Origin of the sequence: Streptomyces viridochromogenes DSM 40736, from assembly GCF_000158955.1 — a bacterium.
Taxonomy (GTDB): Bacteria; Actinomycetota; Actinomycetes; order Streptomycetales; family Streptomycetaceae; genus Streptomyces; species Streptomyces venetus.
Genome location: NZ_GG657757.1, coordinates 4,571,796 through 4,598,538 on the forward strand (window position 1 = coordinate 4,571,796; position 26,743 = coordinate 4,598,538).

Annotated in this window: 24 protein-coding genes and 3 pseudogenes; 15 read left to right on the forward strand and 12 right to left on the reverse strand. The window is 72.3% G+C overall.

Features of this window, described 5'->3' with window-relative positions:
• Positions 1–124: 124 nt before the first annotated feature.
• A pseudogene (locus tag SSQG_RS20095) lies at positions 125–506 on the forward strand (hypothetical protein); the annotation flags it as partial.
• A gap of 1 nt (position 507) precedes the next feature.
• Here SSQG_RS20095 and SSQG_RS20100 read toward each other — a convergent pair.
• Entirely contained in the window at positions 508–870 is a 363-nt protein-coding gene (locus SSQG_RS20100; RefSeq protein WP_003991654.1) for a DUF1304 domain-containing protein, read from the reverse strand.
• A gap of 287 nt (positions 871–1,157) precedes the next feature.
• A pseudogene (locus SSQG_RS44035) lies at positions 1,158–1,340 on the reverse strand (AbfB domain-containing protein); the annotation flags it as partial.
• Positions 1,341–1,606: 266 nt separating this feature from the next.
• Between SSQG_RS44035 and SSQG_RS20110 the strand changes: the two are divergent.
• The 3 genes from SSQG_RS20110 to SSQG_RS20120 all read left to right on the forward strand — a co-directional run bounded on the left by SSQG_RS20110 (position 1,607) and on the right by SSQG_RS20120 (position 3,346).
• Positions 1,607–2,176, forward strand: coding sequence for a tellurite resistance TerB family protein (locus tag SSQG_RS20110; RefSeq protein ID WP_039933199.1), 570 nt, complete (start codon positions 1,607–1,609; stop codon positions 2,174–2,176).
• A gap of 75 nt (positions 2,177–2,251) precedes the next feature.
• Positions 2,252–2,626: a DUF952 domain-containing protein gene (locus SSQG_RS20115; RefSeq protein ID WP_039933200.1), complete on the forward strand. Its 375-nt coding sequence runs from the start codon at positions 2,252–2,254 to the stop codon at positions 2,624–2,626.
• Positions 2,627–2,647: 21 nt separating this feature from the next.
• Complete coding sequence (locus SSQG_RS20120) at positions 2,648–3,346, forward strand: DUF4328 domain-containing protein (protein WP_003991657.1); 699 nt, start codon at positions 2,648–2,650, stop codon at positions 3,344–3,346.
• Between the two features lie 57 nt (positions 3,347–3,403).
• Here the strand turns inward: SSQG_RS20120 and SSQG_RS20125 are convergent, their stop codons facing one another.
• From SSQG_RS20125 to SSQG_RS20145, 5 genes are all read right to left on the reverse strand, one after another.
• Positions 3,404–4,273, reverse strand: a complete 870-nt coding sequence (locus SSQG_RS20125; protein WP_003991658.1) for a putative RNA methyltransferase — start codon at positions 4,271–4,273, stop codon at positions 3,404–3,406.
• A gap of 404 nt (positions 4,274–4,677) precedes the next feature.
• Positions 4,678–5,205 carry a hypothetical protein gene (locus SSQG_RS20130; RefSeq protein WP_003991660.1) on the reverse strand — a complete coding sequence of 176 codons (528 nt, stop codon included), beginning with the start codon at positions 5,203–5,205 and terminating at the stop codon, positions 4,678–4,680.
• On the reverse strand, positions 5,189–5,680 hold the full coding sequence (locus SSQG_RS20135; protein WP_003991661.1) for an RNA polymerase sigma factor: 492 nt from the start codon (positions 5,678–5,680) through the stop codon (positions 5,189–5,191). The genes SSQG_RS20130 and SSQG_RS20135 overlap by 17 nt, the downstream gene beginning before the upstream one ends.
• The gene (locus SSQG_RS20140) at positions 5,677–6,330 is read right to left on the reverse strand and encodes a class F sortase (protein WP_003991662.1); all 654 of its coding nucleotides are present in this window, start codon (positions 6,328–6,330) and stop codon (positions 5,677–5,679) included. The genes SSQG_RS20135 and SSQG_RS20140 overlap by 4 nt, the downstream gene beginning before the upstream one ends.
• Positions 6,327–6,716: a hypothetical protein gene (locus tag SSQG_RS20145; RefSeq protein ID WP_003991663.1), complete on the reverse strand. Its 390-nt coding sequence runs from the start codon at positions 6,714–6,716 to the stop codon at positions 6,327–6,329. Before SSQG_RS20145 ends, SSQG_RS20140 begins: the two co-directional genes overlap by 4 nt.
• A 194-nt stretch (positions 6,717–6,910) precedes the next feature.
• On the opposite strand from SSQG_RS20145, the gene SSQG_RS20150 reads away from it, so the two are divergent.
• The gene (locus SSQG_RS20150) at positions 6,911–8,086 is read left to right on the forward strand and encodes an NAD(P)/FAD-dependent oxidoreductase (RefSeq protein ID WP_003991664.1); all 1,176 of its coding nucleotides are present in this window, start codon (positions 6,911–6,913) and stop codon (positions 8,084–8,086) included.
• 299 nt (positions 8,087–8,385) lie between these two features.
• Here the strand turns inward: SSQG_RS20150 and SSQG_RS20155 are convergent.
• A pseudogene (locus SSQG_RS20155) lies at positions 8,386–9,042 on the reverse strand (alpha/beta hydrolase); the annotation flags it as partial.
• Between the two features lie 74 nt (positions 9,043–9,116).
• Between SSQG_RS20155 and SSQG_RS20160 the strand changes: the two are divergent.
• From SSQG_RS20160 to SSQG_RS20165, 3 genes are all read left to right on the forward strand, one after another.
• On the forward strand, positions 9,117–10,007 hold the full coding sequence (locus tag SSQG_RS20160) for an alpha/beta fold hydrolase (RefSeq protein WP_003991666.1): 891 nt from the start codon (positions 9,117–9,119) through the stop codon (positions 10,005–10,007).
• A gap of 205 nt (positions 10,008–10,212) precedes the next feature.
• Positions 10,213–10,335 carry a hypothetical protein gene (locus SSQG_RS43480; protein ID WP_276327084.1) on the forward strand — a complete coding sequence of 41 codons (123 nt, stop codon included), beginning with the start codon at positions 10,213–10,215 and terminating at the stop codon, positions 10,333–10,335.
• A 124-nt stretch (positions 10,336–10,459) separates the two neighbouring features.
• Complete coding sequence (locus SSQG_RS20165) at positions 10,460–13,552, forward strand: tetratricopeptide repeat protein (RefSeq protein WP_158681069.1); 3,093 nt, start codon at positions 10,460–10,462, stop codon at positions 13,550–13,552.
• Here SSQG_RS20165 and pip read toward each other — a convergent pair.
• Positions 13,545–14,516 carry a prolyl aminopeptidase gene (pip, locus tag SSQG_RS20170; protein WP_003991669.1) on the reverse strand — a complete coding sequence of 324 codons (972 nt, stop codon included), beginning with the start codon at positions 14,514–14,516 and terminating at the stop codon, positions 13,545–13,547. The two genes, SSQG_RS20165 and pip, sit on opposite strands and share 8 nt — an antisense overlap.
• Positions 14,517–14,680: 164 nt before the next feature.
• Here pip and SSQG_RS20175 point away from each other — a divergent pair, with 164 nt between their 5' ends.
• Together SSQG_RS20175 and SSQG_RS20180 are read left to right on the forward strand one after the other, a co-directional pair.
• Entirely contained in the window at positions 14,681–16,063 is a 1,383-nt protein-coding gene (locus tag SSQG_RS20175) for an erythromycin esterase family protein (RefSeq protein WP_003991670.1), read from the forward strand.
• A gap of 91 nt (positions 16,064–16,154) precedes the next feature.
• A complete protein-coding gene (locus SSQG_RS20180; RefSeq protein WP_003991671.1) occupies positions 16,155–17,093 on the forward strand; it encodes an amidohydrolase family protein in 939 nt (312 codons plus the stop codon).
• A 24-nt stretch (positions 17,094–17,117) separates the two neighbouring features.
• Here the strand turns inward: SSQG_RS20180 and SSQG_RS20185 are convergent, their stop codons facing one another.
• Positions 17,118–17,513 carry a VOC family protein gene (locus SSQG_RS20185; protein ID WP_003991673.1) on the reverse strand — a complete coding sequence of 132 codons (396 nt, stop codon included), beginning with the start codon at positions 17,511–17,513 and terminating at the stop codon, positions 17,118–17,120.
• Between the two features lie 58 nt (positions 17,514–17,571).
• Between SSQG_RS20185 and SSQG_RS20190 the strand changes: the two genes are divergently transcribed.
• Positions 17,572–17,955: a hypothetical protein gene (locus tag SSQG_RS20190; RefSeq protein WP_039933204.1), complete on the forward strand. Its 384-nt coding sequence runs from the start codon at positions 17,572–17,574 to the stop codon at positions 17,953–17,955.
• 136 nt (positions 17,956–18,091) lie between these two features.
• Here SSQG_RS20190 and SSQG_RS20195 read toward each other — a convergent pair whose 3' ends face one another.
• Entirely contained in the window at positions 18,092–20,146 is a 2,055-nt protein-coding gene (locus tag SSQG_RS20195) for a glycoside hydrolase (RefSeq protein WP_039933206.1), read from the reverse strand.
• Between the two features lie 288 nt (positions 20,147–20,434).
• Between SSQG_RS20195 and SSQG_RS20200 the strand changes: the two genes are divergently transcribed.
• A complete protein-coding gene (locus tag SSQG_RS20200; RefSeq protein ID WP_039933208.1) occupies positions 20,435–21,424 on the forward strand; it encodes a LacI family DNA-binding transcriptional regulator in 990 nt (329 codons plus the stop codon).
• A 200-nt stretch (positions 21,425–21,624) separates the two neighbouring features.
• Here SSQG_RS20200 and SSQG_RS20205 read toward each other — a convergent pair whose 3' ends face one another.
• A complete protein-coding gene (locus SSQG_RS20205; RefSeq protein ID WP_003991676.1) occupies positions 21,625–22,245 on the reverse strand; it encodes a TetR/AcrR family transcriptional regulator in 621 nt (206 codons plus the stop codon).
• Between the two features lie 191 nt (positions 22,246–22,436).
• On the opposite strand from SSQG_RS20205, the gene SSQG_RS20210 reads away from it, so the two are divergent.
• The 3 genes from SSQG_RS20210 to SSQG_RS20220 are packed head-to-tail and all read left to right on the forward strand — an operon-like array spanning position 22,437 to position 26,684.
• Positions 22,437–23,207, forward strand: coding sequence for an SDR family NAD(P)-dependent oxidoreductase (locus tag SSQG_RS20210; RefSeq protein WP_003991677.1), 771 nt, complete (start codon positions 22,437–22,439; stop codon positions 23,205–23,207).
• A 58-nt stretch (positions 23,208–23,265) separates the two neighbouring features.
• Positions 23,266–25,080 (forward strand): flavin-containing monooxygenase, encoded by a 1,815-nt coding sequence (locus SSQG_RS20215; RefSeq protein ID WP_003991678.1) that lies wholly within the window; start codon positions 23,266–23,268, stop codon positions 25,078–25,080.
• Positions 25,077–26,684 (forward strand): SMP-30/gluconolactonase/LRE family protein, encoded by a 1,608-nt coding sequence (locus SSQG_RS20220; RefSeq protein WP_052310315.1) that lies wholly within the window; start codon positions 25,077–25,079, stop codon positions 26,682–26,684. Before SSQG_RS20215 ends, SSQG_RS20220 begins: the two co-directional genes overlap by 4 nt.
• Positions 26,685–26,743: the final 59 nt, after the last annotated feature.

A 26,743-nucleotide genomic window follows, 5' to 3' on the forward strand; every position in this document is an offset into this window, starting at 1 on the left:
ACGTAATGCCATAAAGCGCCCGGAATGTCCGACCGGATCGCCGGACCGGGATCCCCGGGCAACCTCTGCCGCGCCGGCGACGACCGGACGGTGATAGCCCGCCCCCCACAAGAGGGAGATCACCATGCGCAGACAGTTCGGGAAGTGGATGACGGCCATGACGGAGAACGGCAAGGGCCACAACGCCTGGCCGTACACCACCGTGCCCGTCGACATCGTCGGCTGGGCGGTGAAGAACCGCTCCACCCTCCAGTGGACCGACAACTCCGTCGACATCTACGCCGGCAACCTCGACAGCGGCGGCTCCCCGCAGTGCGCCCCGGACTGCGGCCGCTTCTTCCACCAGGACGGCAACTACTCGAAGTGCCCGGGCGGCGCCGCCCGCCACTACGACCGGCCAGTGCTGCTTCCTGATGAAGGCGGGCAGCGCCACGCGGATCACGGACTTCGACACGTGGATGGCGCGTGACTTCTGGCGCCACCTGAAGAGCCGCTACGGCCTCTGAGTCATCCGGCGATCAGGACCAGGACCAGGGCGATAAGCGCCGGGACGGTCTGGACGAAGAGGATCTTCCGGCTGGCGGTCGCGGCGCCGTAGAGCCCCGCGACCGCCACGCACAGCAGGAAGAACACCGAGACCTGGAAGCCCACCGGGTCGGACGCCACCGCGCCCCACAGCAGACCGGCGGCGAGGAAGCCGTTGTAGAGGCCCTGGTTCGCGGCCAGGGCCTTCGTCGACGCCGCGAACTCGGCGCTGGTGCCGAAGGCCGCGCGGGCCCGCGGAGTGGTCCACAGGAACATCTCCAGCACCAGGATGTAGGCGTGAAGCACGGCGAGAGCCAGCACCGCGAGGGTGGCGAGGGTCGACATGCACGCATCATCGCAGGCGCACCCCGCTGCCCTCGTTCGGGCCTCCCGGGAGGCGGCGCCGGGCGCCGGGTGGAAGATTTCGGAGAGTGGAAGGCCGGGTCGGGCCGACGCGTCCCCGCGTGTGCCGCTCGGGAGCCCGGCCCGGCCTTCCCGCCTGCCGGTGTCGGCGCCCCGGCGGGCTCAGCAGCCGATCCGCAACGTCGTGTCCGCCCGCTCCGTCGGGGTGGAGACGGGTCGATGCGCAGGGCGTAGTCGTAGGGGCGGACGTGGCGCGTCGGGTGGTTGCGCGAGCGGAACGACGTCCAGGACGAGTCGGCCGGCCCGGCGACCGTGTGGAAGGTGGCGTCCTCGGCGAACGCGGACGTGCCGTCGTGGTTCGGCAATTCGGCCCGACGCCAGGACTGGGGAGCCTGTGGGCGGCAATGATTCGGACACGACGAAAACGGCGGCCGGGCGGGGCCGGTGACCACAGGGCCGTGAGCGCCCGGGCGGCTGTCCGGAATCGACCATTCTCGGTTGACCGGCAGTCCCGACTCTGAACGCCTGACCTGACATCAGCACGGCTGCCCGCACCCGGCCTCCGGGTGCGGGCAGCCGTCGTTCCCGGCCCCGGAATCGAGGGCTCTCCGTTCGTCTCGCGTTTTGCGGAACCTTTGCCCGAGGGTCGGGCGTTGGACGGGTGTGCGCGCGTGAGCGGGTGCGGTAGGTGATGCTGACGAATACCGAGGTGACGTCAATGGCAATGTGGGACAAGCTCAAGGACCAGGCCAAGGCTCTCCAGCAGTCGCAGGGCGGACGCGGCGCGACCGCCGGGCACAGTGGCGGACACAGCGGGCACAGCGGGGGGACGCGGTCGGGCGGTGGCGGCAAGGCCCAGCTGGTCGGCCTGTTCAAGACACAGCTCGGTTCGCTGAAGAACGAGCTGAAGAGCGGGGCCTACCGGGACGCGAGCATGGCGATGTGCGCGCTGGTCGCGGCGGCCGACGGGAGCGTCGATCCCGCCGAGCGGCAGCAGGTCGAGTCGATGATCCTCAGCAACGACGTGCTGCAGAACTTCCCGCCGGAGCAGTTGCGCCAGCGCTTCAACAAGCACGTCGACCAGCTGACCATGAACTTCCAGCACGGCAAGGCCGAGGCGATGCAGGAGATCGCCAAGACCGCCAAGAAGCCCACCGAGGCCAGGGCCGTGATCCAGACCGGCATGGTCATCGCCGGTGCCGACGGCCACTTCTCCCAGGCCGAGGCGACGGTCCTGCGCGAGGCCTGCGCGGCGCTGGGGGTGTCGCCCGCCGAGTTCCAGCTCTGACTGGCGATCAGGGGGGGCGGACCGTCACCGCACTGGGACTCCAACAGTCCCCGCCCCGGGGGCTATAACGGGACCATGATCTATCACGTCGTACCGCGCACGGTCTGGAGCGCCTGGAACGCCGCCCCCGACCAGGCGTACGCGCCCGCCTCCCTCGCCGAGGAGGGCTTCGTGCACTGCTCCCCGGACGAGCCGGCCACCCTCGCCGTCGTCAACGCCTTCTACCGGGACGCGCCCAGGCCCCTGCTGGTGCTCGCCCTCGACGAGGCGCGCCTGACCGCCAGGGTGGCGTGGGAGGCTGCGGCCCCCGCCCCGCCGCCCGGGGTCTCGGGAGACGTCCTGTTCCCGCACGTGTTCGGCCCCCTCGACCGGGACGCCGTCGACCACGTCCTGGAGGTGCGGTGGGACGAGGAGGGCCGGGCGACGGGACTGAGTGGCACGGCAGGGTGATCAGTACGACAAGATGACCGGGTGAGCGATCAGGAAACCCCCGACGCCCCCCAGGCCCCGGACCCTTCGGGCCGCGCGTTGCGCCCGGTCCGTGGCGCGGCCCGCTGCGCGATCGCGGCTCTCGCCCTCGCCGGAGTCGCCTGGGCCGCGCGGGCGGTCTGGCACGTCCGGCTCGCCATGGCGGGCAGTCCGGCCTCCGGACCGCCGGACCAGGGAGACGGCGTCCACCGCCTCCCGACCGCTCTGGAGGACTCCTACCACCTGGTCAGTTCCGCGGGCGACGCCGCCACGGTGATCTGCGCGGTCGCGTTCCTCCTCTGGCTGGACCGCGTCCGGGACAACGCCCGTGCCCTCTCGGGCACGAAGCCGCGATACGGCTACCCCTGGCTCTTCCTGGGCTGGATCGTGCCGGTCGTGAACCTGTGGATACCCCGGGGCATGGTCGCCGACGTCCACGGCTCGGTCTTCCCCGACCGGCGCCTGCCGGCCGTCGTGAACTGGTGGTGGGCCCTGTGGCTGGCCGGTCTGGCCGGCGGAGTGGGCCTCATCTACGCCGACTCCACGGACGAGGTCATCGCCCGCGCCTACACCGGCGTCCTGCCCCTGCTCGCCGCCGACCTGGTGATCGTGGCCGCGGCCGCGACCGCCGCCCTCATGGTCCGCACGCTGACCACGGCACAGCGGCAGCACATCGACGAGGCCGCCCGCCCCGCGGCCTGACCGAGCCACCACCGACGGCCCCGCACCCGGGGCCGAGCGGCAGCGGCCGGTTCGCCCTCAGTGGCCCGTCGGCCGGTACACCGACACGACGAACGAGGCGGTGACCCGCACGGGTGCCGGCAACTCTCCGACACGACGGCGCAGTTGCGCCGGCTCTATGTGACGCGCGGCCGGGCTCATGGTCACCAGCCCGGCGACGTCCTCGGGCGTGAGGCTCAGGGCGTACTCCAGCGACTCCGTGCGCGCGGGCCGGAAGTGCGCCGCCAGGGTGCCGCGCAGGCGCTCCTCCTTCCTGGGGTCGACGGCCAGCAGGCCGAGAGCCGAACGGAGTTCACGCAGATGCCGGGCCGTGGGCGTGACCACGAGCAGGGCGCCGTGCGGCCGCAGGACGCGGTGGAACTCCGGCCCGTTGCGGGGCGCGAAGACGTTCAGCACGAGGTCGGCGCAGCCGGTGCGGACGGGCCACGGCTGCCAGACGTCCCAGCCGACGGCCTCCCCGCGGGCGTGGGCGCGGGCCGCGGCGCGCAGGGCGGGGGTGGAACTGTCGAGCCCCAGGCCCATGGCCTCGGGCAGGGCGTCCAGGACCGCCGCGAGGTAGTGCCCGGTGCCGGAGCCGGCGTCCAGCACGGTCGCGTCGGGCGGGGCCAGTTCAGCGGCGAGCCCCGCGAGGGTGCGGGCGAGCGGTTCGTAGTGTCCGGCACGGAGGAACGAGACGCGGCTGCGGACCATGTCGGTGGAGTCGGCGCTCGCGGCACGCCGACGGCCGGTCAGCAGGCTGACGTAGCCGTGGCGGGCGATGTCGAAGGTGTGCCGGCCGGCGCACCGCAGGGCACCGTCGGCGTGTGTGAGGCCGGACGCGCACAGGGGGCAGGTCAGGACGGTCAGAAGCCGGTCGGACGGCAGGCGTCGGTCAGGACGCGAAGGCATGGCTGCTCCTCGACGACGCGGCACGGCGCGACGAAGTGACGAAGCGCGAAGCGGCGGGCCGCGTGCGGGCGGTGGACGGTGAGTCGTCGGGGCCCGCCGGTGGCGGGCACACCGAGGACGGCGACGTGAGGTCGGACCCACGTCGCCGCCCTCAACGCGGCGTCAGAGGAAGCAGTGCGCAATGCCGTTGCATGCCATACGGGAAGGCTACCTGCTGCCGCCGAAGTCACGACGAGCCGTCCGTCCGAGGCGAAGGACCGGCGCAGGGCACCGGCGTAGGAGGAGCAGCGGGAGCCGTTCGAGCCGGACCAGAGCCGGTAGAAGCCTGCCATGAACGCGTCAACACTCGGTACGCGAATGCCACTCACGGACGTGACCGAAAACGGCGCGCCTCCGGGTAGCGGTCACCGGCTGCTGGGCGTCGCCCCCTGATCCGGGTACGGCCGGGTCGCCGACGGCACCGGACGCACCAGCGTGGGGGCGGCCGACGGCCGGCGGGGTGAGGTCGGCAGGGCCTCGGACGCACGGCCGGTCGGGACGTCGGAGGCGCGGTGGGTCGGGGCGTCGGACGCGCGGTCCGTCGGGACCCCGGACGCGGGTCCGGTCGGGGCGTCGGACGTGGGCCCCGAGGGTGAGGGGGACGAGGGCGGTGGGGCCGTGGTCCTGGAGGGCGGGGCCATCGGGATCGTGGGGGAGCCGGGGGGCTCCGGGGACGTGAGGCGCAGGGGAAGGGCGAGGAGGGCGGCCGTGGCGCAGAGCAGACCGGCTCCGGCCGCGGTGCGCAGGAGGCGGCGTCGGGTCGCCCTGCGGCGGATCGCCTCGTAGTGGCCGGAGGGTGCGCTCAGGTAGTCCGGGGAGGAGGGGCGCAGGATCACGGCGAGCGGGTCGTCGGAGCCGAACTCCGGGCCGTCGTCGTCAAGGCGTGTGGTCAAGGCTTCTCCTCAGGTGGACGCGGAGCAGTTCCCGGGCCGCGTGCAGGTCGGCCTTGACGGTTCCTTCCTTGCGCCCGGTCAGCGCGGACACCTCCCGGATCGGCATGTCAGCGTAGTAGTGCAGGAGGATCGGGACGCGGAGCCGTTCGGGGAGCGACTGGACGAGCAGGCGCACCGAGGGGTCGGCCTGTTCGGGGTGGGGGCGGACGGCCGCTTCCGAGGTGACGCGGTGCATGGCCCGGCGCTCGCGCTCCAGTTTGCGCCAGTGGTCCCGCACGAGGTTGGCCGCGGTGACGTAGAGGAAGCCACGGGGCTCCTCCACGGACGTCCAGCGCGCCCAGAGCCGGGTGAACGCCTCCGAGGCGACCTCGTGGGCCGTCTCGTCGTCGTCGACGAGACGGCGGCACCAGCCGGCGAGGCGCGGGTAGAGGGCGGCGAACAGTTCGGACGCGGCCTTCTCGCGGGACCGTTTCAACGCTCTCCAGAGGTGGGGGACTCGGCGCCGCTCAGCGCGGCGAAGACGATCACGTTGTCCGCGTATCCGTCGCCGGTACGCGCTCCGCCGCACGTGATCAGCCGCAGCTCCGGGCGGTCCACGTCCCCGTAGACGTCGTCCGCCGGGAAGTGCGACTTGGCAACCGTGCGTACGGCCGTGACGGCGAACTCCGCCGCCGTGCCGTTCTCCAGGCGCGCCACGATCCGGTCGCCCTGCCGCAGCCGGTCGAGGTGACGGAAGACGCCGTCGCCGTACGACCCGACCGTGACATGACCGAGGATCACCGACGGCCCGGTCTGCCCCGGCGTCGGCGAGTGCCGGTACCAGCCCGCCCGGTCGTCCGCCGTGACCGGCGGCACCTCGACCGTGCCGTCCGGGGCCAGGCCCAGCCGCATGACCGGGGTGTCGACGCCGATGGCCGGGACGAGCAGCCGGACCGGCGCCGAACGGGCCAGGGGGCGCGCCCCCTCGACCGGAACCGGCCGGGTCGGCGTCTTCGTCTGCGTCTTCGGCGACGAAGACGCAGACGACTTCGGCGGTGGTGCGGTGCCGGCCCCGGGGCCCGCGCACGCCGTCAGTACGGACGCCAGTGCCGCGGTCGTGAACGCGCGCCTGGAGAACGGGGTCATGCCCCGGTGGCCCGGCGGCGGCGTACGACGAGGAACGTCCCGCCGCCCACGGCGAGCACCGCGGCGGCGCCCGCGCCGACCGCCGTGCCACCGGAACCGGACGCGGAGGACGCCGCCGTCACGCCGGTGTCGGGCGCGCCGCTCGGCCGGACGGAGACCTGGTCCCTGGCGCCCTCGGCCGGCGCCCGGGTCGGTTCGGCGCTCGGGGCCGGGCGGTCGGTGGCCGGGGGACGGGTCGGTTCGGCGCTCTCGCCCGGCGCCGCCGTGGGCGCGGTCGCCGACGGGACCGGGCTCGGGGTCGTCGCCCCGCTCGCGAACGCGGGCCCGGTGCCCAGCAGTACGGCGGTGCCCGCGAGGGCCAGGGCGCTCAGGACGGTTCGGCGCATGGAATCGCTCTCCTTCGTCGGTCCCGCCCGGTGGTCGGCGGGGTGGGTGACGGTTCGTGCGGAGAGACGAGCCGCCCGAGCGGCAGGTTGTAAAGAGATGGCAAAGTCCGGCCGCCGTCCTGTGGCGGGGGCGACTGCGTGCCGCACGCTCTGTCCGGGACCCGCTGCGTGAACGGCGAAGAAAGGACGGCCCGTTGAGCCCCTCGCCCGTCTTCTCCACCGTCCCCCGCACCGCCGACGTCGTGATCATCGGCGGTGGTGTGATGGGCACGAGCATCGCCTTCCACCTCGCCGAGGCGGGTGTGCGGGACATCGTCGTGGTGGAACGCGGCGAGCTGGGCTGCGGCAGCTCCGGCAAACCGATCGGCGGCGTACGGGCGCACTTCTCCGACCCGCTCAACATCGAACTGGGCCACCGCAGCCTGCGCGCCTTCCAGGACTTCCCGGAACGCCCCGGCGCCGACATCCGCCTCGACACCGTCGGCTACCTCTTCCTGCTCACCACCGAGCAGCAGGCCACCGACTTCGAGGCCGCCGTCCGGCTGCAGAACTCCCTCGGCGTCCCCAGCCGCATGACCGGGCCGGACGAAGCACACCGTCTGTGCCCGTACGTCAGCACCGACGCTCTGGTGGCCGCCGCCCACTCGCCCGCCGACGGCCACGCCCGGCCCGCACTGGTCGTCCAGGGCTACGCCCGTGCGGCGGCCCGGGCCGGGGTCGTCCTCGCCACCCACACCACCGTCACCGGCCTCGACACCGCGGGCGACCGCGTGACGGCCGTCCACACCGACCGCGGGCGGATCGACTGCGCCACGGTCGTCTGCGCCACCGGTGCCTGGTCGGCACGGATCGGCGACATGGCCGGAGTTCCGCTCCCCGTGCGGCCGGTCCGCCGCCAACTGGCCTTCACCGTCCCGCTCACACCCCCCGCCCCGCGCATCCCGTTCACCATCGATTTCTCGTCCTCGGCGTACTTCCACAACAGCGACGACGGCCTCCTGTTCGGCCTGGCCGACCCCGCCGAGCCGGACGGCTTCGACACCACCTGGACCCCTCAGTGGCTGGAGCTCTTCCGTGAGGTCGTACGCCACCGCGCCCCCGCCCTCGCCGGCATGGAGACGGCCGGCGGCTGGGCCGGGCTCTACGAGGTCACGCCCGACCACAACGCGCTCATCGGCCGCTCGGGCGAGGTCGTCAACTTCCTCTACGCCACCGGGTTCTCCGGCCACGGCTTCCTCCAGGCCCCGGCGGTCGGCGAGATCGTCCGCGACCTGTACCTGGACCGCACGCCCCGCGTCGACGTCGGCCCGCTCAGCGCCGACCGCTTCCGGGAAGGGGCGGGGATCCGGCCGGAGTCGCACGTCGTATGAGCAAGGTGGAGCCGTCGCGGCGACCGCGACGTACTCGCCGATCGAGCCGGCCAGGGTGCGGCTCTCGTCCCGGGGCGTGGGGGCGGCGTCGAACCAGGGCAGGCCTGGCCAGTTCGCGGGGTTGCTGTACGTGGACGGCTTGTCGTACCGGAAGAGGAAGTTGAGGGGCTGGTAGTACACCGCCGCCATCGCCATCTGGTCGGCGTTGGTCGTCCTGTCGCGGGACTGGCCGTAGCAGTGAACACCCCGGGTGCCGGGCCTGGTGCGGCCCGGCACCCGGGGTGCCGTCAAGCGGTCGGTCAGCGCATGTCGCCGAGGCGTTCGAGGCGGTCGCTGACGCCGTTGCGGAGTTCGCCGAGCGTGGTGCCGGGCGGGGCCGTCTTCGGCGTGGCCGACGGCGGCTGGGTCTCGTCGGCGCAGGTCGTGCCGTGCGCCGGGACCTTCAGGTCGACGAGGTAGTTCGTGACGGCGTCCGTCGCGCAGACGCTGCGCCCGAACGCGGTGTGCCCCTCGGCCCTGAAGGTGAGCAGCCGGCCGTTGTCCAGCTGCCGGGACAGGGCCACCGCGTCCTGGTACGGGGTGTCCGGGTCGCCGGTGGTGCCGAGGACCAGGATCGGCGCGGAGCCCTTGGCGCGGAAGGAACCGTCGTAGCGGCTGACCTTCTCGGCGGGCCACTGGGCGCAGGCGGTGGCGTGCTGGTGGTCGTAGAGCGGCGGGCCGTAGGCGAGGGCCGGTCCGAGCAGCGGCGCGGCCTTCGCGAAGGATGTCACCTTCCGCTTCAGCAGGGCCGGGTCACGCGGGTAGTCCTTGTCGACGCACTCGACGACCACGTTCGGGTTGAGGAAGTCGTAGCTCGCGGCGGACGGCGGCCGGAGCAGGAACGAGGTGTTGTCGCGCTGCTGGGCCTTGCGCAGGGCCTCGCCGAGGGAGGGCCAGATGACCTTGCCCTCGTTGACTCAACTGTCCTTTCACATGGCCTGGTTGAAGGAGAGATGGCCTTTGTCAGCGCTCGTCGGCTTATGGTCGGGGAGTGAACAGACAGATACAGCAGCCGACCTATGTACTGGTCCACGGAGCCTTCGCGAACTCCTTCTCCCTGGCGCCCCTCCAGGCGGAACTCGGCCTCCTCGGGCACCGTTCGGTCGCGGTCGATCTGCCCGGACACGGGTTCGCGGCCACGTACACCCGCGCCTACCAGGCGCCGCAGGATGCCCAGGGGCTCGCGACCGCCCCCGGCTCGATCAAGGGCGTCACACTCGCCGACAACGCCGCGCACCTGATCGGGATCCTGGAGCGGGCCAAGCGGAACGGCCCCGTGATCCTCGTCGCCCACAGCCGCGGCGGCGTCACGGCCACGGCGGCGGCCAACGCGCGGCCCGACCTGATCGACAGGGTCGTCTACGTCGCCGCCTGGTGCCCGGTCGACCTCGATGTCGCCGGCTACTACGCCGAGCCGGAGATGGCCACCGTCGACACCGCGTCCCTGGCCCTGGCGATGGCCGGCGACCCGGCGGAACTCGGCCTGCTCCGCGTCAACTTCCGCACCGCCGACCCGAACGCCCTCGCGGCTTTCAAGGCGGCCTTCCTCGCCGACGGCACCGACGAGGAGTTCCTGACCTTCCTCAACACCTTCCAGCCCGACGAGAACCTGGACGTCGGCACCTCCGCCGACCGTGCACAGGCCGCGACCTGGGGCCGCGTCCCGAAGACCTACGTCCGGCTGTCCGACGACGCGAGCATGCCCCTGGCCCTGCAGGACCGGCTGATCCGCGAGGGCGACGCACTGACACCGGACAATCCCTACGACGTGCGCACGCTCGACGGCAGCCACCTGAAGTGGCTGGTCGATCCGGCACCGGCGGCTCGGGTGCTGGGGGAGCTGGCCGCGCTCTGCCGGGCCGACGCCGCTGACGAGCTGTGAGATCCGTGTCGCCGTACCGAATGGGGCAGAGGGCGCCTGCCTGAACGGCGTGTTCGCCCTGGGACCGACCAGCGCGGGGGCGGGCGAGGCCCCCCCCGCGCCCGTCGCCGTCTCGTCTCAACTCGTCCACCTCCCTTCCATGTCCGCGAAAGTAGATCGTGGCCGGCCGCCCGCCGGCCGCTCGCACCGAGACGGGAGACCCGCCATGCCCCGACGCCCGCTGAACCGCCGTGAGCGGCTGACCCTGATGGGAATCCTGCTGGGCAGCCTCGTCTCCGCCGTCGCCGGGGCGGCCACCAGTGAGACCTTCAAGGTGCTGCTGTCCTGACGGGCCCGCCCCGCCGTGCCGTTCCGCGCGGACCGCCCCAGGGCGATTCGGCGCATGCTTCACACCGTCGCCGAATCCGGGACTGTCCGGGCGGGCGGCGGTTCCCATAGGCAAGGATGCTTCGATGACCAGTCACACGAGTGGTTCGCGGCAAGGGAGCCAGCGGCGGATTCCGCAGCCCCTGGGCGTGACGCCGGCCCCACTGCGGGACTTGAAGGACTACGTCTACCTGCTCTATGTGGAGGCCGGGGCGCCGCCGGCGCACCGGATGGCGGCCCTGATCGGGAACGACGACTCCTTCCCGGGCAGCCCGTCGAAGGCGACCGTTCACCGGATCATCGGGTCGAGGGAACTCCCCACGAGCCAGGAGGACGTCGTCTCCGTGGCCCTGCTGCTCGCCCGCGAGACGGACCGCAACCCGGGCGAGGTGGAGAAGCGCGTACGGCGGATGTGGCTCGCCGCTCATTTCGCCGAGCCCCTGGGTATCCCCCTGGCCGACGTCGACCCGTTCGCCCTGGAGGTGCACCGGGCGATCAGCGTGCCCGGGGAGCGGCCGCTGCCCAGTCTGCCCGCCTACGTGCCGAGGGATCACGACACGGAGCTGGGCGCCCTCGTGGACCGGGCGATCGACGGTGAGAGTCTGCTCGTCACGGTGGTCGGTGAGTCCTCGACCGGGAAGACCCGCGCCTGCTGGGAGGCGCTGCGGCGGCTGCCGCCGGGGTGGCGCGTGTGGCACCCGTTCGACCCGAGCCGTCCGGACGCCGCGCTCGTGCACCTCGCGGAGGTCGGCCCGCAGACGGTGATCTGGCTGAACGAGGCGCAGCACTATCTGCTCTCCCCCGATGCGAGGACCGCCGAGGGCATCGCCGCGGGCCTGCGCTCGGCCCTGACCGACCGGCGCCGGGGCCCGATCCTGGTGCTCGCCACCGTCTGGCCGCGGTTCTGGGAACTGCTGACCTCGCCCTCGGCCACCGGCGCGGACGACCGTTTCGAGCAGCAGCGCAAGCTCCTCACCGATCTCGGCCGGTGCATCGCGGTGCCGAAGGCGTTCTCGGAGAGCGACCTGCGGCAGGCACGCCGGAAGGCGCACGACGATCCCCGGCTGGCCAGCGCCCTGGCGGGGGCGGCCGACGGGGAGATCACACAGTTCCTCGCCGGTGTCCCGGAGCTCATGCGGCGCTACCAGTGCGCTCCGCCGGCGGAACAGGCCCTGGTCCACGCGGCGATGGACTGCCGCAGGCTCGGCCACGGCCCCGTACTGCCGCACGCGCTCCTCACCGAAGCGGCCGAGGGCTATCTGAAGGACCGGGAGCTCGTCCTGCGGGGCAGCGACTGGCTGGACAAGGCCCTGGCGTACTGCGCGATGCCGTGCCACGGCGTACCGGGACCGCTGACGCCGGTCCCGCTCGGCGACGAGGCGGGCGGGGGGTACCGGCTGGCGGACTACCTCGAACAGCACGGGCGGGTGGAGCGCCGGCTCGTGTGCCCTCCGGCCTCCTTCTGGGACGCGGCGGTCCGGCACAGCCTCGGCACCGACGACACCGTCGCGCTGGCCCGTGCCGCCCGGCGCAGGGGACGCCGGAAGGTCGCGGCGGCGCTCTACGAGCGTGCTCTGCGCGCGGGGAACACCGAGGTGCGGCCCGAACTGGCGGGGCTCGCCGAGGGAGTGGGTGACACGACGACGGCGAAGGAGCTCTACGAGGCCGCGTGGCGCGACGACCGGCTGGCGCGCTGGGAACTCGTACGGCTGCGCGAGACCAAGGGCGAACCGGGCCGGGCGGAGGAACTGGCGCACGAGGCGGCCAACCAGGGCGACAGCACGGCGCTGACCCGGCTGGCCCGGCTGCGGCAGGAGGCCGGCGACGAGGAGGGGGCGCAGCGGCTGACGAGGAACGCCGCGGCCAGAGGGAAGATCAGGACGTTCGCGGGGCTGGCCCGGTCCCGGGAAGAGGTGGGGGACCGGGAGGGGGCGGAGTCGCTCGCGTTCCTGGCCCTGAACCAGACGGGCAGCACCTACGCCCTGTCCGAGCTGGCCGGCATGCGGGAGAAGGCGGGGGACGGGGAGGCGGCGGAGCATCTGGTGCTGGCGGCGGCCGGGCGCGGGAAGGTGCGTCCCGCCATCAGGCTGGCCGGGATGCGACGGCAGGCCGGGGACCGCGAGGGCGCGGCACGGGCGCTCGACCTCGCCGCGGGCTCGGGCAGCATCTTCGCCCTGACCGAGCTCGCCCGTCTGATGCGCAGGTGGGGGGAGAACGAGGAGGCGGAGCGGTTCCTGCGCTCGGCCGTGGACCGGGGCAGCATGTTCGCCCTGACCGAGCTGGCCCGGCTGCGGGAGAAGGCCGGCGACCGGCAGGCCGCGCTGCGGCTGTACCGCAGGGCGGCCGAGCGGGGCAGCACGGACGCGCTGGCCCACCTCGCCCTGCTGAAGGAGGAGGAGGGGGCCGGCGAGGAGGCCGAGCGGATGGCGTGCAGCGCGGCGGACGGCGGCAGCACCTTCGCCTTGCTCGAACTGTCGTGGCTGCGCGAGAACTCCAGCGACCGCCAGGGCGCCGAACGCCTGGCGCAGACCGCCTACCGTGCGGGCAACTCGGGTGCGCTCGTGCTGCTCGCCCGGTTACGGGAGAAGGCCGGGGACAAGCACGGTGCCGAAGCCCTCGTCCTCCAGGCGGCGGGGGCGGGCGACGGCCGGGTGCTCAACGAGTTCGTCCTGCGCCGGGAGAAGACCGGAGACAGCGAGGGAGCCGAGTTCCTCGCCACGGCCGGGGGCGGCAAGGTGCTGCTGCAACTCGCCTGGCTCTGGGAGTCGGACGGCAGGAAGGCGGACGCGGAGCGGCTCTACCAGCGCGCGGCCGACCAGGGACAGACCCAGGCTCTGCGGGAACTGGTCCGGCTGAAGCATCAGGCCGGTGATCACGACGCGGCGGAGGACCACGCCCGCGCGGCCGCCTGCGCCGGGCACGTGGAGGCGTTGTGCGAACTCGCCTGCATGTACGCCGAAACCGGTCTGTCGGCCGACGCCGACCGTCTCCACCGGGCCGCGATCGACGCGGGGTACGACGGCGCGCTCCCCCACCTCGCGCGACTGCGCGCCCGCACGGACCCTGACTGGGACACCCTCCCCCGCTACGGCCTCACCGCCGACGGCGACCTGTCGGGTCCCTGGCACATCGAGTCGCCGGAGAGGCCGAGGCCGTACCTCGTCGAGCGCGTCACGTGACAGGACGGGGCCGGAAGCGGTCCGTCGCCCTCAGCACCGCGTCCGTCGTGGCGTCCCCCGACAGCCCGTGCCCCTCCGCACCGATCAGCACGAGCTGCGCGTCCGGCCACACCTGTGCCAGCCGCCAGGCCACGTCCGCGGGCCCACTGATGTCCAGCCGCCCATGGACCATCACGCCGGGGATGCCGGTGAGCTTCCCGGCGTCCCGCAGCAGCGCCCCGTCCTCCAGGAAGGCGGCATGCCGCCAGTAGTGCGTGACGAGGCGGGCGAAGCGCAGCCGGAAGCGCGGGTCCTCGTAACGGGGATCGGGCTCGTGCCCGGGGTGGGTGGACACGTGCACGTCCTCCCACCGGCACCACTCGCGCGCGGCCCGCTCCCGTACGGCCGGGTCGTGGTCGTCGAGCATCCGCGCGTACGCGTCGACCAGGCTGCCGTCGCGCTCCGGCTCGGGGACGGCGTCCCGGAACCGGGCCCACTCCCGCGGGAAGATCCGGCCCATGTCCCGCGTCACCCACTCCACCTCGCGGCGCGTCGTGTTGGTGACGCTGAAGAGCACCAGCTCCCACACGCGCCCCGGATGCTGTTGGGCGTAGGCGAGCGCGAGGGTCACGCCCCAGGAGCCCCCGAGGACCAGCCACTTCTCGATACCGAGGTGCTGCCGCAGCATCTCGATGTCGGCGATGAGATGGGCGGTGGTGTTGGTTTCGAGCGACGTCCGCGGATCGGCGGCGTCCGGTGTGCTGCGGCCGCACCCGCGCTGGTCGAACAGCACGATGCGGTACGCGGACGGGTCGAACAGCCGGCGCCAGAACGGGCCCGCGCCCGATCCCGGCCCACCGTGCAGCACGAGGGCGGGCTTGCCCTCGGGATTCCCGCAGGTCTCCCAGTACACGTGGTTGCCGTCGCCGACATCGAGCATGCCGTGCTCGTACGGCTCGATACCTGCGGGATAGAGCCCGGCCATGTGAGACGTCCTTCCCGACAGGCTCATGACAGCGCAGTTGGATCAGCAGTGTGCATCTCCGGAGGTGTTGTGGGAAACCCCCGTGTCTGCCTGGGTGCCTCCCCCACCCCGGGCCGGCGGTCAACCGCATGGTGTCCGCGGTCGCGCGGCGGGATCGTTGGATCATGACACGGCATCGGACCGCCATCGCTCTGACCTTGCTCGTCACACTCGGCGCCCTCACGGCCGGCAACCCGGCCGGGGCTGCGCCGGACAGCCCGGCAGCCACGGCCACCGCACCGACCATCGCACCCGTCAGCGAGTCCGCATCCACCGTCGTCGACGCCCTCGATCGCGCCTCCCATTCCTTGCGCACCGTCGAACCGGGCGGGGACAGCCGCGACCTGCACCCTCTCGACCGCATGATCGGTGACGCCCGGATCGTCGGCCTGGGCGAGGCCACCCACAGCTCGCACGAGTTCTTCGCCCTCAAGCACCGCGTCTTCCGCCACCTCGTGGAGGAGAAGGGTTTCCGTACCTTCGCGCTGGAAGCCCCCTGGAGCACCGGCCTGCGCCTCAACGCCTACGTGCTGCGCGGCGAGGGGGACCCGCGACGCATCATGTGGGAGGAGTTTCAGCGGGACTACCTCTGGTGGAACAACGCCGAGTATCTGTCGCTCGTGGAGTGGATGCGGGCGTACAACAGCCGACACCACGACGACCCGGTCCGGTTCATGGGCGACGACTTCGCCTGGGCCGGCCCCGAGCTGTACGACGAGGTCACCGACTACGTGGCCCGCGCCCACCCCGACCTCCTCGCCCGCTTCACCTCGCTGTACCGAGGGCTGCGGCCCACGACCGCGGCGGGCGCGTACATCGAGCAGTACCTGCGCATGCCGTACGCCGAACGCAAGGAGCGGGCGGACCGGACCGGTCAGGCTTTGAAGCTGCTTGAGCAGCAGGCGCCGGGCGCCGACCGGGCAGCGTATGACTGGGCGGTGCGGCAGGCCACGGCCATCGGCCAGACCGCGCTCGGCTACGCCTTCGACTTCGAGGACCCGGAGCAGCTCCGGGCCGCCATGCGCTTCCGTGACTCGGTCATGGCCGACAACGTGGCCTGGTGGGCGGAGCACACGGGGGACAAGGTCGTGCTGTCGGCGCACAACGCGCACATCGCCTACGTTCCGGACGACCCCGTTCACTACCCGAAGATGCAAGGGGCGTTCCTGCGCGACCGGTTCGGCGACGGATACGTCAGCGTCGGCCTCACCTTCGCCCGGGGCTCGTTCAACGCGACCGGCCCCGACGACGAGGTGCGGCGGTTCACCCTGGGCCCGGCGGGGCCCGGCAGCAACGAACGGACCCTCGACCGGGTGCGTCACCGCGACTTCGTCGTCGACCTGCGGACCGCGCCGCGACCGGCCCGGAACTGGCTGCGGGGCGCCCGGCCGACTCGCAGTATCGGCACCGCATACCCGGAGCCGGAGCACGACATAGCACTCGCCCGCAGCCACGACGTGCTGATCCACCTGCACCGCGTGGAGGCGGCCCACCTGCTCGACCGGTGACCGGCGTCCGGCGGCTTGGGTGACGGATCCCTCACACCCCCCTCGAGCAGGGGTGTGGACTCGCCCCCGCACCCGGGCGATCGTGGGCGGCATGGACGATCACCGCGAGGCACCCGTCGACCCTGCCGGTTCCGCCGAGCCCGCGTGCGGCACGCGGGCGGAGGCCGACGAGATCCGCCGCTTCTGGGGGCGGCTCGGTCTGCCCGGGCTGGTCGACGTGCACACGCACTTCATGCCCGAGCGGGTGCTGCACAAGGTGTGGGGCTACTTCGACGCGCTCGGGACGCTGACCGGGGGTCTCGAGTGGCCGATCACCTACCGGCAGGAGGAGGCCGAACGGGCGGGCATCCTGCGGGAGTTCGGCGTACGGGCCTTCACCGCGATGCTCTACCCGCACAAGCCGGGCATGGCCCGCTGGCTGAACGGCTGGGCGGTCGACTTCGCCGGGCGTACCCCCGACTGTCTGCACACGGCCACCCTCTACCCCGAGCCGGGCGTCGAGACCTACGTCCGGGAGGCCGTCGAGGCGGGCGCTCGGGTCTTCAAGGCGCATGTGCAGGTGGGGGCGTACGACCCGGCCGACGAACTGCTCCAGCCGGCGTGGGGGCTGCTGGCCGAGGCCGGGATCCCGGTGGTGATCCACTGCGGCTCCGGGCCGGCGCCCGGCAAGCACACCGGCCCCGAGCCGATCGCCCGGGTGCTGTCCCGGCATCCCCGGCTGCGGCTGATCTTCGCCCACATGGGAATGCCCGAGTACGAGGAGTTCCTCGACCTCGCCGAGCGGTACACGCAGGTGCGGCTGGACACGACGATGACGTTCACCGACTTCACCGAGCGGCTCGCCCCGTTCCCGCCTTCGGCCCTGCCCCGGCTGGCCGACCTCGGCGACCGCATCCTGCTCGGCTCGGACTTCCCCAACATCCCCTATCCGTACCTGCATCAGCTGCACGCCCTGGAGCGGCTGGACCTCGGCGAGGCGTGGCTGCGGGCGGTGTGCCACGACAACGCGGCGAAGTTGTTCGGCCTGTGAGGGCCGGGGCCTGAACGGCCGCTGTCAGGAGGACAGCGCGGCCCGTTCCGACTCGGCCAGCAGCATGCAGAACTCGTTGCCCTCCGGGTCGGCGAGAACCACCCAGCCCCAGCCGTCGGGCTTGCGACGGTCGTCGACCAGGGAGGCGCCCAGCCCCAGCAGCCGCTCGACCTCCGCCTCCCGCGAGGTGTCCGGGCGCAGACACAGGTGGACCCTGTTCTTCACCGACTTCGGCTCCGGAACCTCGTTGAAGTACAGGGCCGGGCCGCCGGGCAGCATGACCTCGGTCTCCTTGTCGCCAGGCTGGTCCTCGGGATGCAGTGGTTGCCCGGTCACTTCGCTCCAGAACAACGCCAGTCGATAGGCGTTCGCACAGTCGATCGCAATGTTCTCCACCTTTGATGTCACGCGGGCGATCATCGACGAGAGACGCTTCGACCGCCACCGGAATACGGTGCATACCGAGGGGGCGAGAGACATGAGCAGTGGATCGGTCGGCCAGTGGTACGTGCTGGTGGAGGCCAACGAATCCCACGGTGGTGACAACACGTGGGATCTCACGGACAAGGTGCACGTCGAGGGAGGACGGGAGGCCGCGCTCGCTCGGGCTCAGGAGATGAGCCTGTCCCTCGTGCCGGGAAGGACCGACACCGAGAAGTACGGGCGCACCGTGTTCCGGACCTCGGAGACCACTTGGCTGGTGGAGGTGACCTACTCGTTCTGGTACGACGGCTGGGACCATCCCTCCACGAGTTCGAGCCACTTCCGGATCTCCGTCGCGGAGCTGGTGGCCGTACAGGAGACACCTCCCGCCGAGCCACCCCGGAAGGGCTGGGTGAACCGGATGATCAACCGCGGTTAGTCCGCCCGTCGGGGAACACCAGCGCCGGAACGGGGCAGTGCCCGCCCGGGGCTCGCGGCGCGACGCCCCCCGCCCGCCGTCACCGTGCGGCGGCGGCAGGCGGGGGCGTCGGAGAGGGCGTACGCCTCGCGAGGCCCTAGCCGCCCGTCACCTCCGTCACCTTCCAGCGCTGGTTCGCCCCGGAGTTCGGCTGCCACACGCCCACACTCGCGCCGTCGTTCGTGGACTGGCCCGAGACGTCCGGGAGCTGGCCGGTGGCGGCGTTGACGAGCGTCCAGGTGCCGTCGCCGGTCGTGGACATGATCCATTCGGTGGCGGCGTCGCGGCGGCCCTCGTCCGGCTCGGCGACCAGCGCGCCGTCACGGATGGCCAGGCGCTTGTCGGTGGCGGTCTCCGTGAGGACGTACCGCTTGCGGTTGTCCTGGCCGCGGACCTGCTCGACCCGCCACCGCTGACCGGCCGGGTCGGTCGCGTTCGTACTCCTGATGACCAGGCCCGTTCCGTCGCCGGCGATGGTGAGGTCCTTGCCGCTCTGGGCGCCGGTCAGCCGGTACGTGTGGCCCTTGCGCAGCTCGGCCGCGTCCGTGGCCACGCCCGAGACGCCCTTGACCAGGAAGGACGTCACCGACTGGGCGGGCACGGTGAGCGTGGCCCGCTTGCCGGTGACGCGGACGGCCTTCTGCTTCTCCAGCTTGCCGTCGGCGCTGGTCACCACCGGGGTGACGGTGGCACGGGAGGAGACGCGGCCGAACTTCGACAGGTCGAGGGTGACCTCACGGGCCTCGGTGGTGCTGTTGACGTGGACGACGGTCGCCGCGTCGCCCTTGCGGGAGATCGCCGCGGTGCTGGACGTGTCGTCCGTCTTGATCAGCCGGTCGCCGGGCTTGATGTAGTGCGTGAAGTTGCGGGCCGTGTCGAACTTCGTGTTCGTGTAGACCGGGCAGGACTCCAGGGTGTCCTTCGAGGTGCAGCTGAACGGGAGCTGGATCTCGCCCCAGTTGCCGCCCTTCGCGGACTCGCCGCCCGGCTTCATGTTGTCGTAGTCCTCGACGGGCTGCCAGAACACCCAGGCCTTGGGCTCCAGTTCGCGCAGGTCGTCGACCATGCGCTGGGCGAGGCCCAGGCCCGGCCGCATGTCCGTGAAGCTCTGGCCGTCGCCCCAGTCGCCCTCGACCTCGCTCATCCACAGCGGCTTGTCGGCGGCCTTGGCCAGGTCGCGGACGGTCGTGCGCTGCCCGGTGCCGTAGGTGTGGACGTTCATCTGGCCGACGAGGTCGCGGACCTCCCGCGGGTAGGAGTTCCAGTTCGTCGCGAACGTGCCGGGGTTGGTCTCGTCCATCGCGGATATCTCCGCGTCCGACCGGGACTTCTTCAGGACCGGGGCCAGCGCGCGGATCACCTTCTGCTGGAGCTCGGGGCCGATGTGCGCGCCCTCCTGGCGGCCGCCGACCGGCTCGCCGTCGGGGCCGAGCTCGGTGCCCCAGTAGTCGGTGTTCGGCTCGTTGAACGGGTCCAGCGTGTCGACCTCGATGCCGTGCGCCTTCTCCAGCCGCTCGGTCGCGCCCACCAGGTACTTGGCGAAGTCCTCGACGGAGTCGGTCTTCAGCTGGTCCTTGCCGGCGTCGAAGTTGCCCGAGACGTAGCCGCTCTCGGTCATGAACCACGGCGGGGAGTTGCTGAACGCCTCCCAGTGGGTGATGTCCTTCTTGATGCGGTCGACCCACCAGCGCTGGGTCTTGTCGGCGTTCTTGTTCCAGTCGGCGGGGTCGTCCGCGTCCCACCAGTCGACGTCCTCGCGGGTCGTGCCCGCCGGGGCCTTCCACCAGCCCTCGACCGCGCCGCCGGCCCGCAGGTAGTCCTTGACGTCGGGGGCGTTGCCGCCGCCGATGTTGTAGCGGGCGATGTTCAGGGCGAGCCCGTCGTCGCCGAACAGGAGCTTGTAGAGCTTCTCGCGGATCGCGGGCGGGTAGTCGCCGGTGGCGTTGGCGAACCAGACCAGGCTCGTGCCCCAGCCCTCGAACTTCTCCCCCGAGTAGGAGGGGTCCGGCCGGACGGTGACCCCGGCGGCCGCGGCCTGGACCGGCTCGGCGTGCGCGGCGGGCAGGGTCGTCGTGGCCAGGAGGGTTCCGGTCGCCACGGCGGTGACGCCGATGGCCCCGAGGAGCCTTCTCTTGCGGGTGCGGTGTGCCATCTCGAGTACTCCAGCTCTTCTGCGTGCCGCGCGTCCCGGCGGGCGCAGAGATCGGGGCTACGTGGTGCGACCGGTACGGATCTGGTGCCTTATCAGACGGTTCGAGCTAAGCAATGTTTACGTAAACATCCACTGGCGGGATGTCTACACTGTCCGAATCTCGGGGGTCAAGGAGTCGTTCCGGACCGAAATGCGGAGGGGCAGGTGGGCACAGTGGACGGCGAGAGCGAACCGATGGGCACGAGCCGTACGAGAGGACGTGCGGCCCGGCCCCGCCAGGGCGCCTCCATGGCCGACGTCGCCCGCCTCGCCGGTGTCTCCTCCCAGACGGTCTCCCGCGTCTCCAACGGCTTCGCCGGCGTCACGGAGGACACCCGCCGCCAGGTCCTGGACGCCATGCGCGAACTGGGCTACCGCCCCAACAGCGCGGCCCGGGCCCTCAGACGCGGCGAGTTCCGCACGCTCGGCGTGATCACCTTCTCGCTCTCCACCATGGGCAACATCCGCACCCTGGAGGCCATCGCCACCTCCGCGGCCCAGCACGGCTACGCCGTGACGCTGCTGCCCGTCGCCGTCCCCACCCAGGACGAGGTGAACGGCGCCTTCTCCCGGCTGGGCGAACTCGCCGTGGACGCCGTCATCGTCATCATGGAGATCCATCTGCTGGACGCGGCGACGGTCTCGCTCCCGCCCGGCGTGCAGGTCGTGGTGGCCGACTCCGACGCCGGCGACCGCTACACGGTGGTCGACACCGACCAGGCGGGCGGCGCGCGGGACGCCGTACGGCACCTGTTGGACCTCGGCCACCAGACGGTGTGGCACCTGGCCGGCCCGGAGGGCTCCTTCGCCGCCCAGCGCCGCGCCAACGCCTGGCGGGACACGCTGGCCGCCGCGGGCCGGGTCCCGCCGCCCCTGGTCCGGGGCGACTGGTCGGCCGAGTCCGGCTACCGGGCCGGTCTGCGACTGGCCGACGAGCCGGACTGCACGGCGGTGTTCACGGCCAACGACCAGATGGCCCTGGGCCTGCTCCGGGCCCTGCACGAACGCGGCCTGCGCGTCCCCGGCGACATCAGCGTCATCGGCTTCGACGACATCCCCGAGTCGGCGTCCTTCCTCCCACCCCTCACGACCATCCACCAGGACTTCGCCGAGGTGGGACGGCTGTGCGTGGAAGGGGTCCTGAGCAAGATGCGGCAGGACGGGGCGGAACACGGCACGACGCTGGTGCCCACGCGGGTGGTGGTGCGGGAGAGTACAGGGTCACCGCCGGGGCGGTGAGGGAAACGGGCGGGCGCGGCGACTGTGCCGGAACCAAGCGTGTCGCTGCGGGCGGTCAGCCTTAACAGGCGGCAAGTCGATCCGAGTCCTCGGAGTGAGCGGTCGAGGAGGGCCTGGGGGTACCGCGTGCAAGTGTCCCGGGGTGGCCCTGAAGTCGTAGGCGCCGCCCCGCCGGAGCAGGAGGGGGACAGGAACCCTCGTCAGGACTTCGTGACCGCGTCCACCATCCGCAACGCCCGAGTGACCGTCTCCGTGAAGGACGGCCCGGCCTCCCGGTCGGGCCGCAGGGCCCAGTCCTCGACGCCGACGCGCAGCGCGGTGTTCAGTACACCCGCCTCCACGCGGACCGCGAGATCGTCGGCGGGCCGGCCCGTGCGGTCGGCGATCATCGCGGCGAACGCGGCCTCCGCGTCGTAGTGCGCCTCCAGCCACACCGCGCGCAGCCCCGGCTCGTCACGGCACAGCCGCAGCAGGTCGCCGAGGGTGCTCAGGCGCGGTGTGGCGTCGGCGTCGTGCTGGATGCCGAGGATCGCCTCGGCGAGGGAGTCGTGGTCGGCTGCGCACTCCCGCAGCCGCTCCGACAGCAGCTCCAGGCCCGTGGTGAGCAGGGGGCGTACGCACTCCTCCTTGGAGCGGAAGTACCGCCACAGCGTGCGCGTCGACACCCCGGACGCGGAGGCGATGTCCTCCGCGGTGACCGCCGCCACGCCCTTGGCGGCGAAGAGCCGGACCGCCTCCTCGGCGATCTCCATACGCGTCTCGGCGCGTCGCCGCTCCGTCAGCGGTGGGCGCCCCGTGGCACCACCTGCTCGTCCGGCCATGCGCCCTCCTCGACTTGCCATGCTCACCCTATTTTACGTCGCGGCACGTCTTAGTGGCGCGAAATGACCTACTGGCGCACCGCGTCTTTATGTCGCACTGAGACAAAAACCAGTACTGTGCCGGACGCCGGGTCAGCGCGCCTACCGGGTCAGCGCGACTACCGGGTCAACGCGACAAGCGGAGGAACGCCATGAGTGGGACGGGTCTGTCGGGCAAGAGCGTCATCGTCACCGGAGCCGCCTCCGGCATCGGCCGCGCCACCGCGCTGCGGTTCGCCGCGGAGGGAGCGAGGGTCGTGGTCGCCGACCTGAACGCGGAGGGGGCCAAGAGCGTCGTGGACACCATCGAGTCCGCGGGTGGCACGGCCGTCGCCGTCACGGGCGACCTGAGCGACGGCGCGGTGGTCGACGCGGTCGTGACCGCCGCGGTCGGCACCTTCGGCGGCATCGACGTCCTGGTCAACAACGCCGGCGTCATGGACAGCATGTCCGCCGCCGCGGACGTCACCGACGCCGAGTGGGAGAGGGTCCTGCGGGTCAACGTCACGGCACCGTTCCTGCTGACGCGGGCCGCCCTGCCGCACATGATCGCGGCCGGCGGCGGCGCCATCGTCAACACCGCCTCCGAGGCGTCGCTGCGCGGCAGCGCGGCCGGGACGGCCTACACCGTCTCCAAGCACGGCGTCCTCGGGCTCACCCGCTCCCTCGCCGTGATGTACCGGGACCAGGGCATCCGCGCCAACGCCATAGCCCCGGGCGGCACGGCCACCGACATCACCGCCGACGTCCACATCGACCGGGAGGCGCACGGACCGGCCGTCGTCGGGCGGCACTTCGTCAACATGGGCCGCATCTGCGAACCGGAGGAGCAGGCCGCCGCCATCGTCTACCTCGCCTCGGACGCGGCGAGCGGCGTCAACGGCGTGATCCTGCCCGTGGACAACGCGTGGGCCGCCGTCTGACCTTCGTTACCCCGACCTCCGCGAGAGCCACGAGAGCCACGAGAGGAAGAGGCCACCCATGTCCACCCCCCACACCCCTGTACCGGCCCTGGGCTTCGACCCGGACGCCCTGCGCGAGCGGTACCGGGCCGAGCGCGACCGGCGGATCCGGCCGGACGGCAACCGTCAGTACCGGCGTACCACCGGCGAGTTCGGCCACTTCGACGAGGACCCGCACACCGATCCCGGACCCACCACCCGGGAGCCCCTGTACGACCACGTCGAAGTGGTCGTCGTCGGCGGCGGGTTCGGCGGGCTGCTGGCCGGTGCCCGGCTGCGCCAGGCCGGCCTGGAGGACGTCCGGATCATCGAGAAGGGCGGCGACTTCGGCGGCACCTGGTACTGGAACCGGTACCCGGGCATCCACTGCGACATCGAGTCGTACGTCTACATGCCCCTGCTGGAGGAGCTCGGTTACGTCCCGAAGTGGAAGTACGCGCCGGGCGAGGAGATCCGGGAGCACGCGCAGGCGATCGCGCGGCACTTCGGCCTCTACCGCGATGCCTGCTTCGGGACGCAGGTGAGTGAACTGCGCTGGGACGAGGGCGAGTCCGTGTGGGTCGTCACGACGGACCGCGGTGACCGCATGACCGCCCGCCGTGTCGTCGTGGCCACCGGGCTGCTCAGCCAGCCCAAACTGCCCGGCATCGAAGGCATCGAGACCTTCAAGGGCCACATGTTCCACACCAGCCGCTGGGACTACGGCTACACCGGCGGCGACGCGAACGGCGGCCTGACCGGGCTCGCCGACAAGCGCGTCGCCCTCATCGGCACCGGCGCCACCGCCATCCAGGTCGTCCCGCACCTGGGCCGGGACGCCCAGCACCTGTACGTTTTCCAGCGCACCCCGTCCTCCGTGGACGTACGCGGACAGCGCCCCACCGACCCCGAGTGGGCCGCTTCGCTGCGGCCCGGCTGGGCGCGGGCCCGCCGGGACAACTTCCTCGCGGTCGTCACGGGCGGCGCGGCCGACGAGGACCTGGTGGCCGACGGCTGGACCAGCAGCGCCCGCCTCCAGCAGAAGCTGATCCCGACGAACGGCTACGCCGGAATCACCCCGGAGGAACGCGAACGCCTGGAGGAGATCGCCGACTTCCAGAAGATGAACGAGCTGCGGGCCCGGGTGGACGCCGTCGTCGACGACCCGGTGACCGCCGAGGCCCTCAAGCCCTGGTACCGCTACATGTGCAAGCGGCCCACCTTCAGCGACGCGTACCTGGAGACCTTCAACCGGCCCGACGTCACCCTCGTGGACACGGCCGACCACGGGGGAGTGGAGCGCATCACCGAGCACGCGGTCGTGGTCGGCGGGCAGGAGTACGAGGTCGACTGCGTCGTCTTCGGCACCGGCTTCGAGGTCGGCGTCTCCGGGCTGCTGTCCGGGCGGCTCCCCGCCTACGGCAGGGGCGGCACCGCCCTGCTGGAGGCCTGGAGGCAGACCGGTCCGAGAACCCTGCACGGCTTCTACAGCCGGGGCTTCCCCAACCTGTTCATGCTCGGCTCGGTGCAGAGCGCCAGCTCCGTGAACTACGTGCACGTGCTGGACGAACAGGCGAGCCACGTCGCCGAGGTGATCGCCGAGGCGCGCCGGCGCGGGGTCCGGTGCGTGGAGCCGACCGCCGAGGCGGAGGCCGCCTGGGGGGCCACGATCCGGGAGAAGTCGGTGGACCTGTACAGGTTCCAGTCGGAGTGCACCCCCGGCTACTACAACGGCGAGGGCATGCCGAGGCCGCGCAGCGAGTCGTACGGCGAGGGCCCGATCGCGTTCTACGAGCTGATCCGGCGCTGGCGTGCGGAGGGCGGCATGGCCGAGGTGCTGGCGGAGGAGTCGTGACGGGGCGTTCGAACGGGGACGGCGGGAGTACCGCGCACGGACCCCGCTGGCAGGCGCGACGCCTCAACTCCCCCAACCCGCTGTGGGGTTCGAACGGGGTCGCGTTCGGCCCCGACGGGCGGCTGTACGTGGCGCAGTTCCTCGCCGGGCAGATCAGCGCCGTGGACCCGGCCACCGGGGACGTCGAGGTGGTCGTATCGCCGGACGGCCCGGTCCAGTCGCCGGACGACCTGGCCTTCGGGGCGGACGGTTCGATGTACATCGCCGACCTGGTCCCCGGCCGGGTGTGGCGGCGCGGCCCGGACGGCGCGTACACGCTGGTCTCCGACGAGGTGAAGGTGCCCAACGGGATCACCTGCGTCGGCGACCGGCTCTTCGTCAACGAGATGAGGATGAACGGCCGGCTGCTGGAGCTCTTCCCGCAGGGCGGCGACCCGGTCGTCCTCACCGACGGGCTGGCCTTCGGCAACGCGATGCAGCTCGGCCCCGACGGCTGCCTCTACTACCCGCACATGATCAGCAGGCAGGTCTGGCGCATCCCTCCCGACGGCGGGGTGCCCGAGGTCGTCGCCGAGGACGTGCACGACCCGGTCGCGGTCCGCTTCGACCAGGGCGGCGTCCTGCACGTGCTGTCCCGCGGCCCGGAGGGCATCGTCACCCGCGTCGACCTGCACGGCGGCGGCTCCCGCTCGCTCGTCACCAGCGGGGTCGTCGGCCTGGACAACGCCGCGTTCGACGCGGAGAACCGCATGTTCGTCTCCAGCTTCGCCAGCGGCGGCATCACGGAACTGCACCCCGACGGCCGCACCCGGCCCGTCGTCCCGCGCGGCCTGGACGGCCCCTACGGTGTGACGGTCGACCTGGGCGGCACGGTGTACGCGGCGGACCACTATCGGGTGGCCCGCCCCGAGGAGCCGGACGGCGGCGGGTCGGGCGACGTGACCACGGAGATCCTCCAGCCCTTCTTCCACGGCATCACGGCCGACGGCGACGTCCTGCACACCACCTCACAGTTCGGCACCGTGCAGACCTACGACCCCGCCACCGGCACCACCCGGACCCGGGCGACGGGCCTGGACCAGCCCCTCGGCATCGCGACCCGTGCGGACGGCACCCTCGTGGTCGCCGAGACGGGCGCGGGCCGTGTCGTCGCCATCGACGGGGCGGACACGGTCACGGTCGTGGCAGAGGGCCTGGAACACCCCGTCGACGTGGCGCTGGACGCCGACGGGCGCTGCTACGTCACCGACGACCACCGGGGAGCGGTACTCCGCGTCGACGACGGCGTGGCGGTGCCGCTGGCGGAGGGCCTCGGCGCCCCGCAGGGCGTGACCGCCCGCGGCGACGCCCTGTTCACCGTGGACACCGCGCACCGCAGGCTGTGGTCGGTCTCCCTGGCGACGGGCCGGACCCGCGTCGAGGCCGAGGACCTGGCCGTCGGCATCCCGCCGGGCACCACCCCGGGTCCGGCCCCCGCCCTCTTCACCCACGGACTGCCCGGCGTGGCCGCCCGGTTCGCCGGGCTCACCACGAGCCCGGACGGCTCCCTGCTCCTGTCGTCGAACGGCGAGGGCACGGTGGTGCGGCTGTCGCCGAACAGGTAGGGGCCGTCCGCGACGTCCCGCCCGCACCGTGACGCCCGGCACGCTTCCCCACGCTCTTC

Coding starts and splice junctions, on each gene's coding strand:
- SSQG_RS20140 (WP_003991662.1), bottom strand. CDS start 6,330: ATGACCCCGTTCTCCAGGCGCGCGTTCACGACCGCGGCACTGGCGTCC.
- SSQG_RS20195 (WP_039933206.1), bottom strand. CDS start 20,146: ATGGCACACCGCACCCGCAAGAGAAGGCTCCTCGGGGCCATCGGCGTC.
- SSQG_RS20175 (WP_003991670.1), top strand. CDS start 14,681: ATGACACGGCATCGGACCGCCATCGCTCTGACCTTGCTCGTCACACTC.
- SSQG_RS20180 (WP_003991671.1), top strand. CDS start 16,155: ATGGACGATCACCGCGAGGCACCCGTCGACCCTGCCGGTTCCGCCGAG.
- SSQG_RS20200 (WP_039933208.1), top strand. CDS start 20,435: ATGGCCGACGTCGCCCGCCTCGCCGGTGTCTCCTCCCAGACGGTCTCC.
- SSQG_RS20190 (WP_039933204.1), top strand. CDS start 17,572: ATGAGCAGTGGATCGGTCGGCCAGTGGTACGTGCTGGTGGAGGCCAAC.
- SSQG_RS20115 (WP_039933200.1), top strand. CDS start 2,252: ATGATCTATCACGTCGTACCGCGCACGGTCTGGAGCGCCTGGAACGCC.
- SSQG_RS20205 (WP_003991676.1), bottom strand. CDS start 22,245: ATGGCCGGACGAGCAGGTGGTGCCACGGGGCGCCCACCGCTGACGGAG.
- SSQG_RS20215 (WP_003991678.1), top strand. CDS start 23,266: ATGTCCACCCCCCACACCCCTGTACCGGCCCTGGGCTTCGACCCGGAC.
- SSQG_RS20145 (WP_003991663.1), bottom strand. CDS start 6,716: ATGCGCCGAACCGTCCTGAGCGCCCTGGCCCTCGCGGGCACCGCCGTA.
- pip (WP_003991669.1), bottom strand. CDS start 14,516: ATGGCCGGGCTCTATCCCGCAGGTATCGAGCCGTACGAGCACGGCATG.
- SSQG_RS20125 (WP_003991658.1), bottom strand. CDS start 4,273: ATGCCTTCGCGTCCTGACCGACGCCTGCCGTCCGACCGGCTTCTGACC.
- SSQG_RS20210 (WP_003991677.1), top strand. CDS start 22,437: ATGAGTGGGACGGGTCTGTCGGGCAAGAGCGTCATCGTCACCGGAGCC.
- SSQG_RS43480 (WP_276327084.1), top strand. CDS start 10,213: ATGCCCCGACGCCCGCTGAACCGCCGTGAGCGGCTGACCCTGATGGGA.
- SSQG_RS20165 (WP_158681069.1), top strand. CDS start 10,460: ATGACCAGTCACACGAGTGGTTCGCGGCAAGGGAGCCAGCGGCGGATT.
- SSQG_RS20110 (WP_039933199.1), top strand. CDS start 1,607: ATGGCAATGTGGGACAAGCTCAAGGACCAGGCCAAGGCTCTCCAGCAG.
- SSQG_RS20185 (WP_003991673.1), bottom strand. CDS start 17,513: ATGATCGCCCGCGTGACATCAAAGGTGGAGAACATTGCGATCGACTGT.
- SSQG_RS20100 (WP_003991654.1), bottom strand. CDS start 870: ATGTCGACCCTCGCCACCCTCGCGGTGCTGGCTCTCGCCGTGCTTCAC.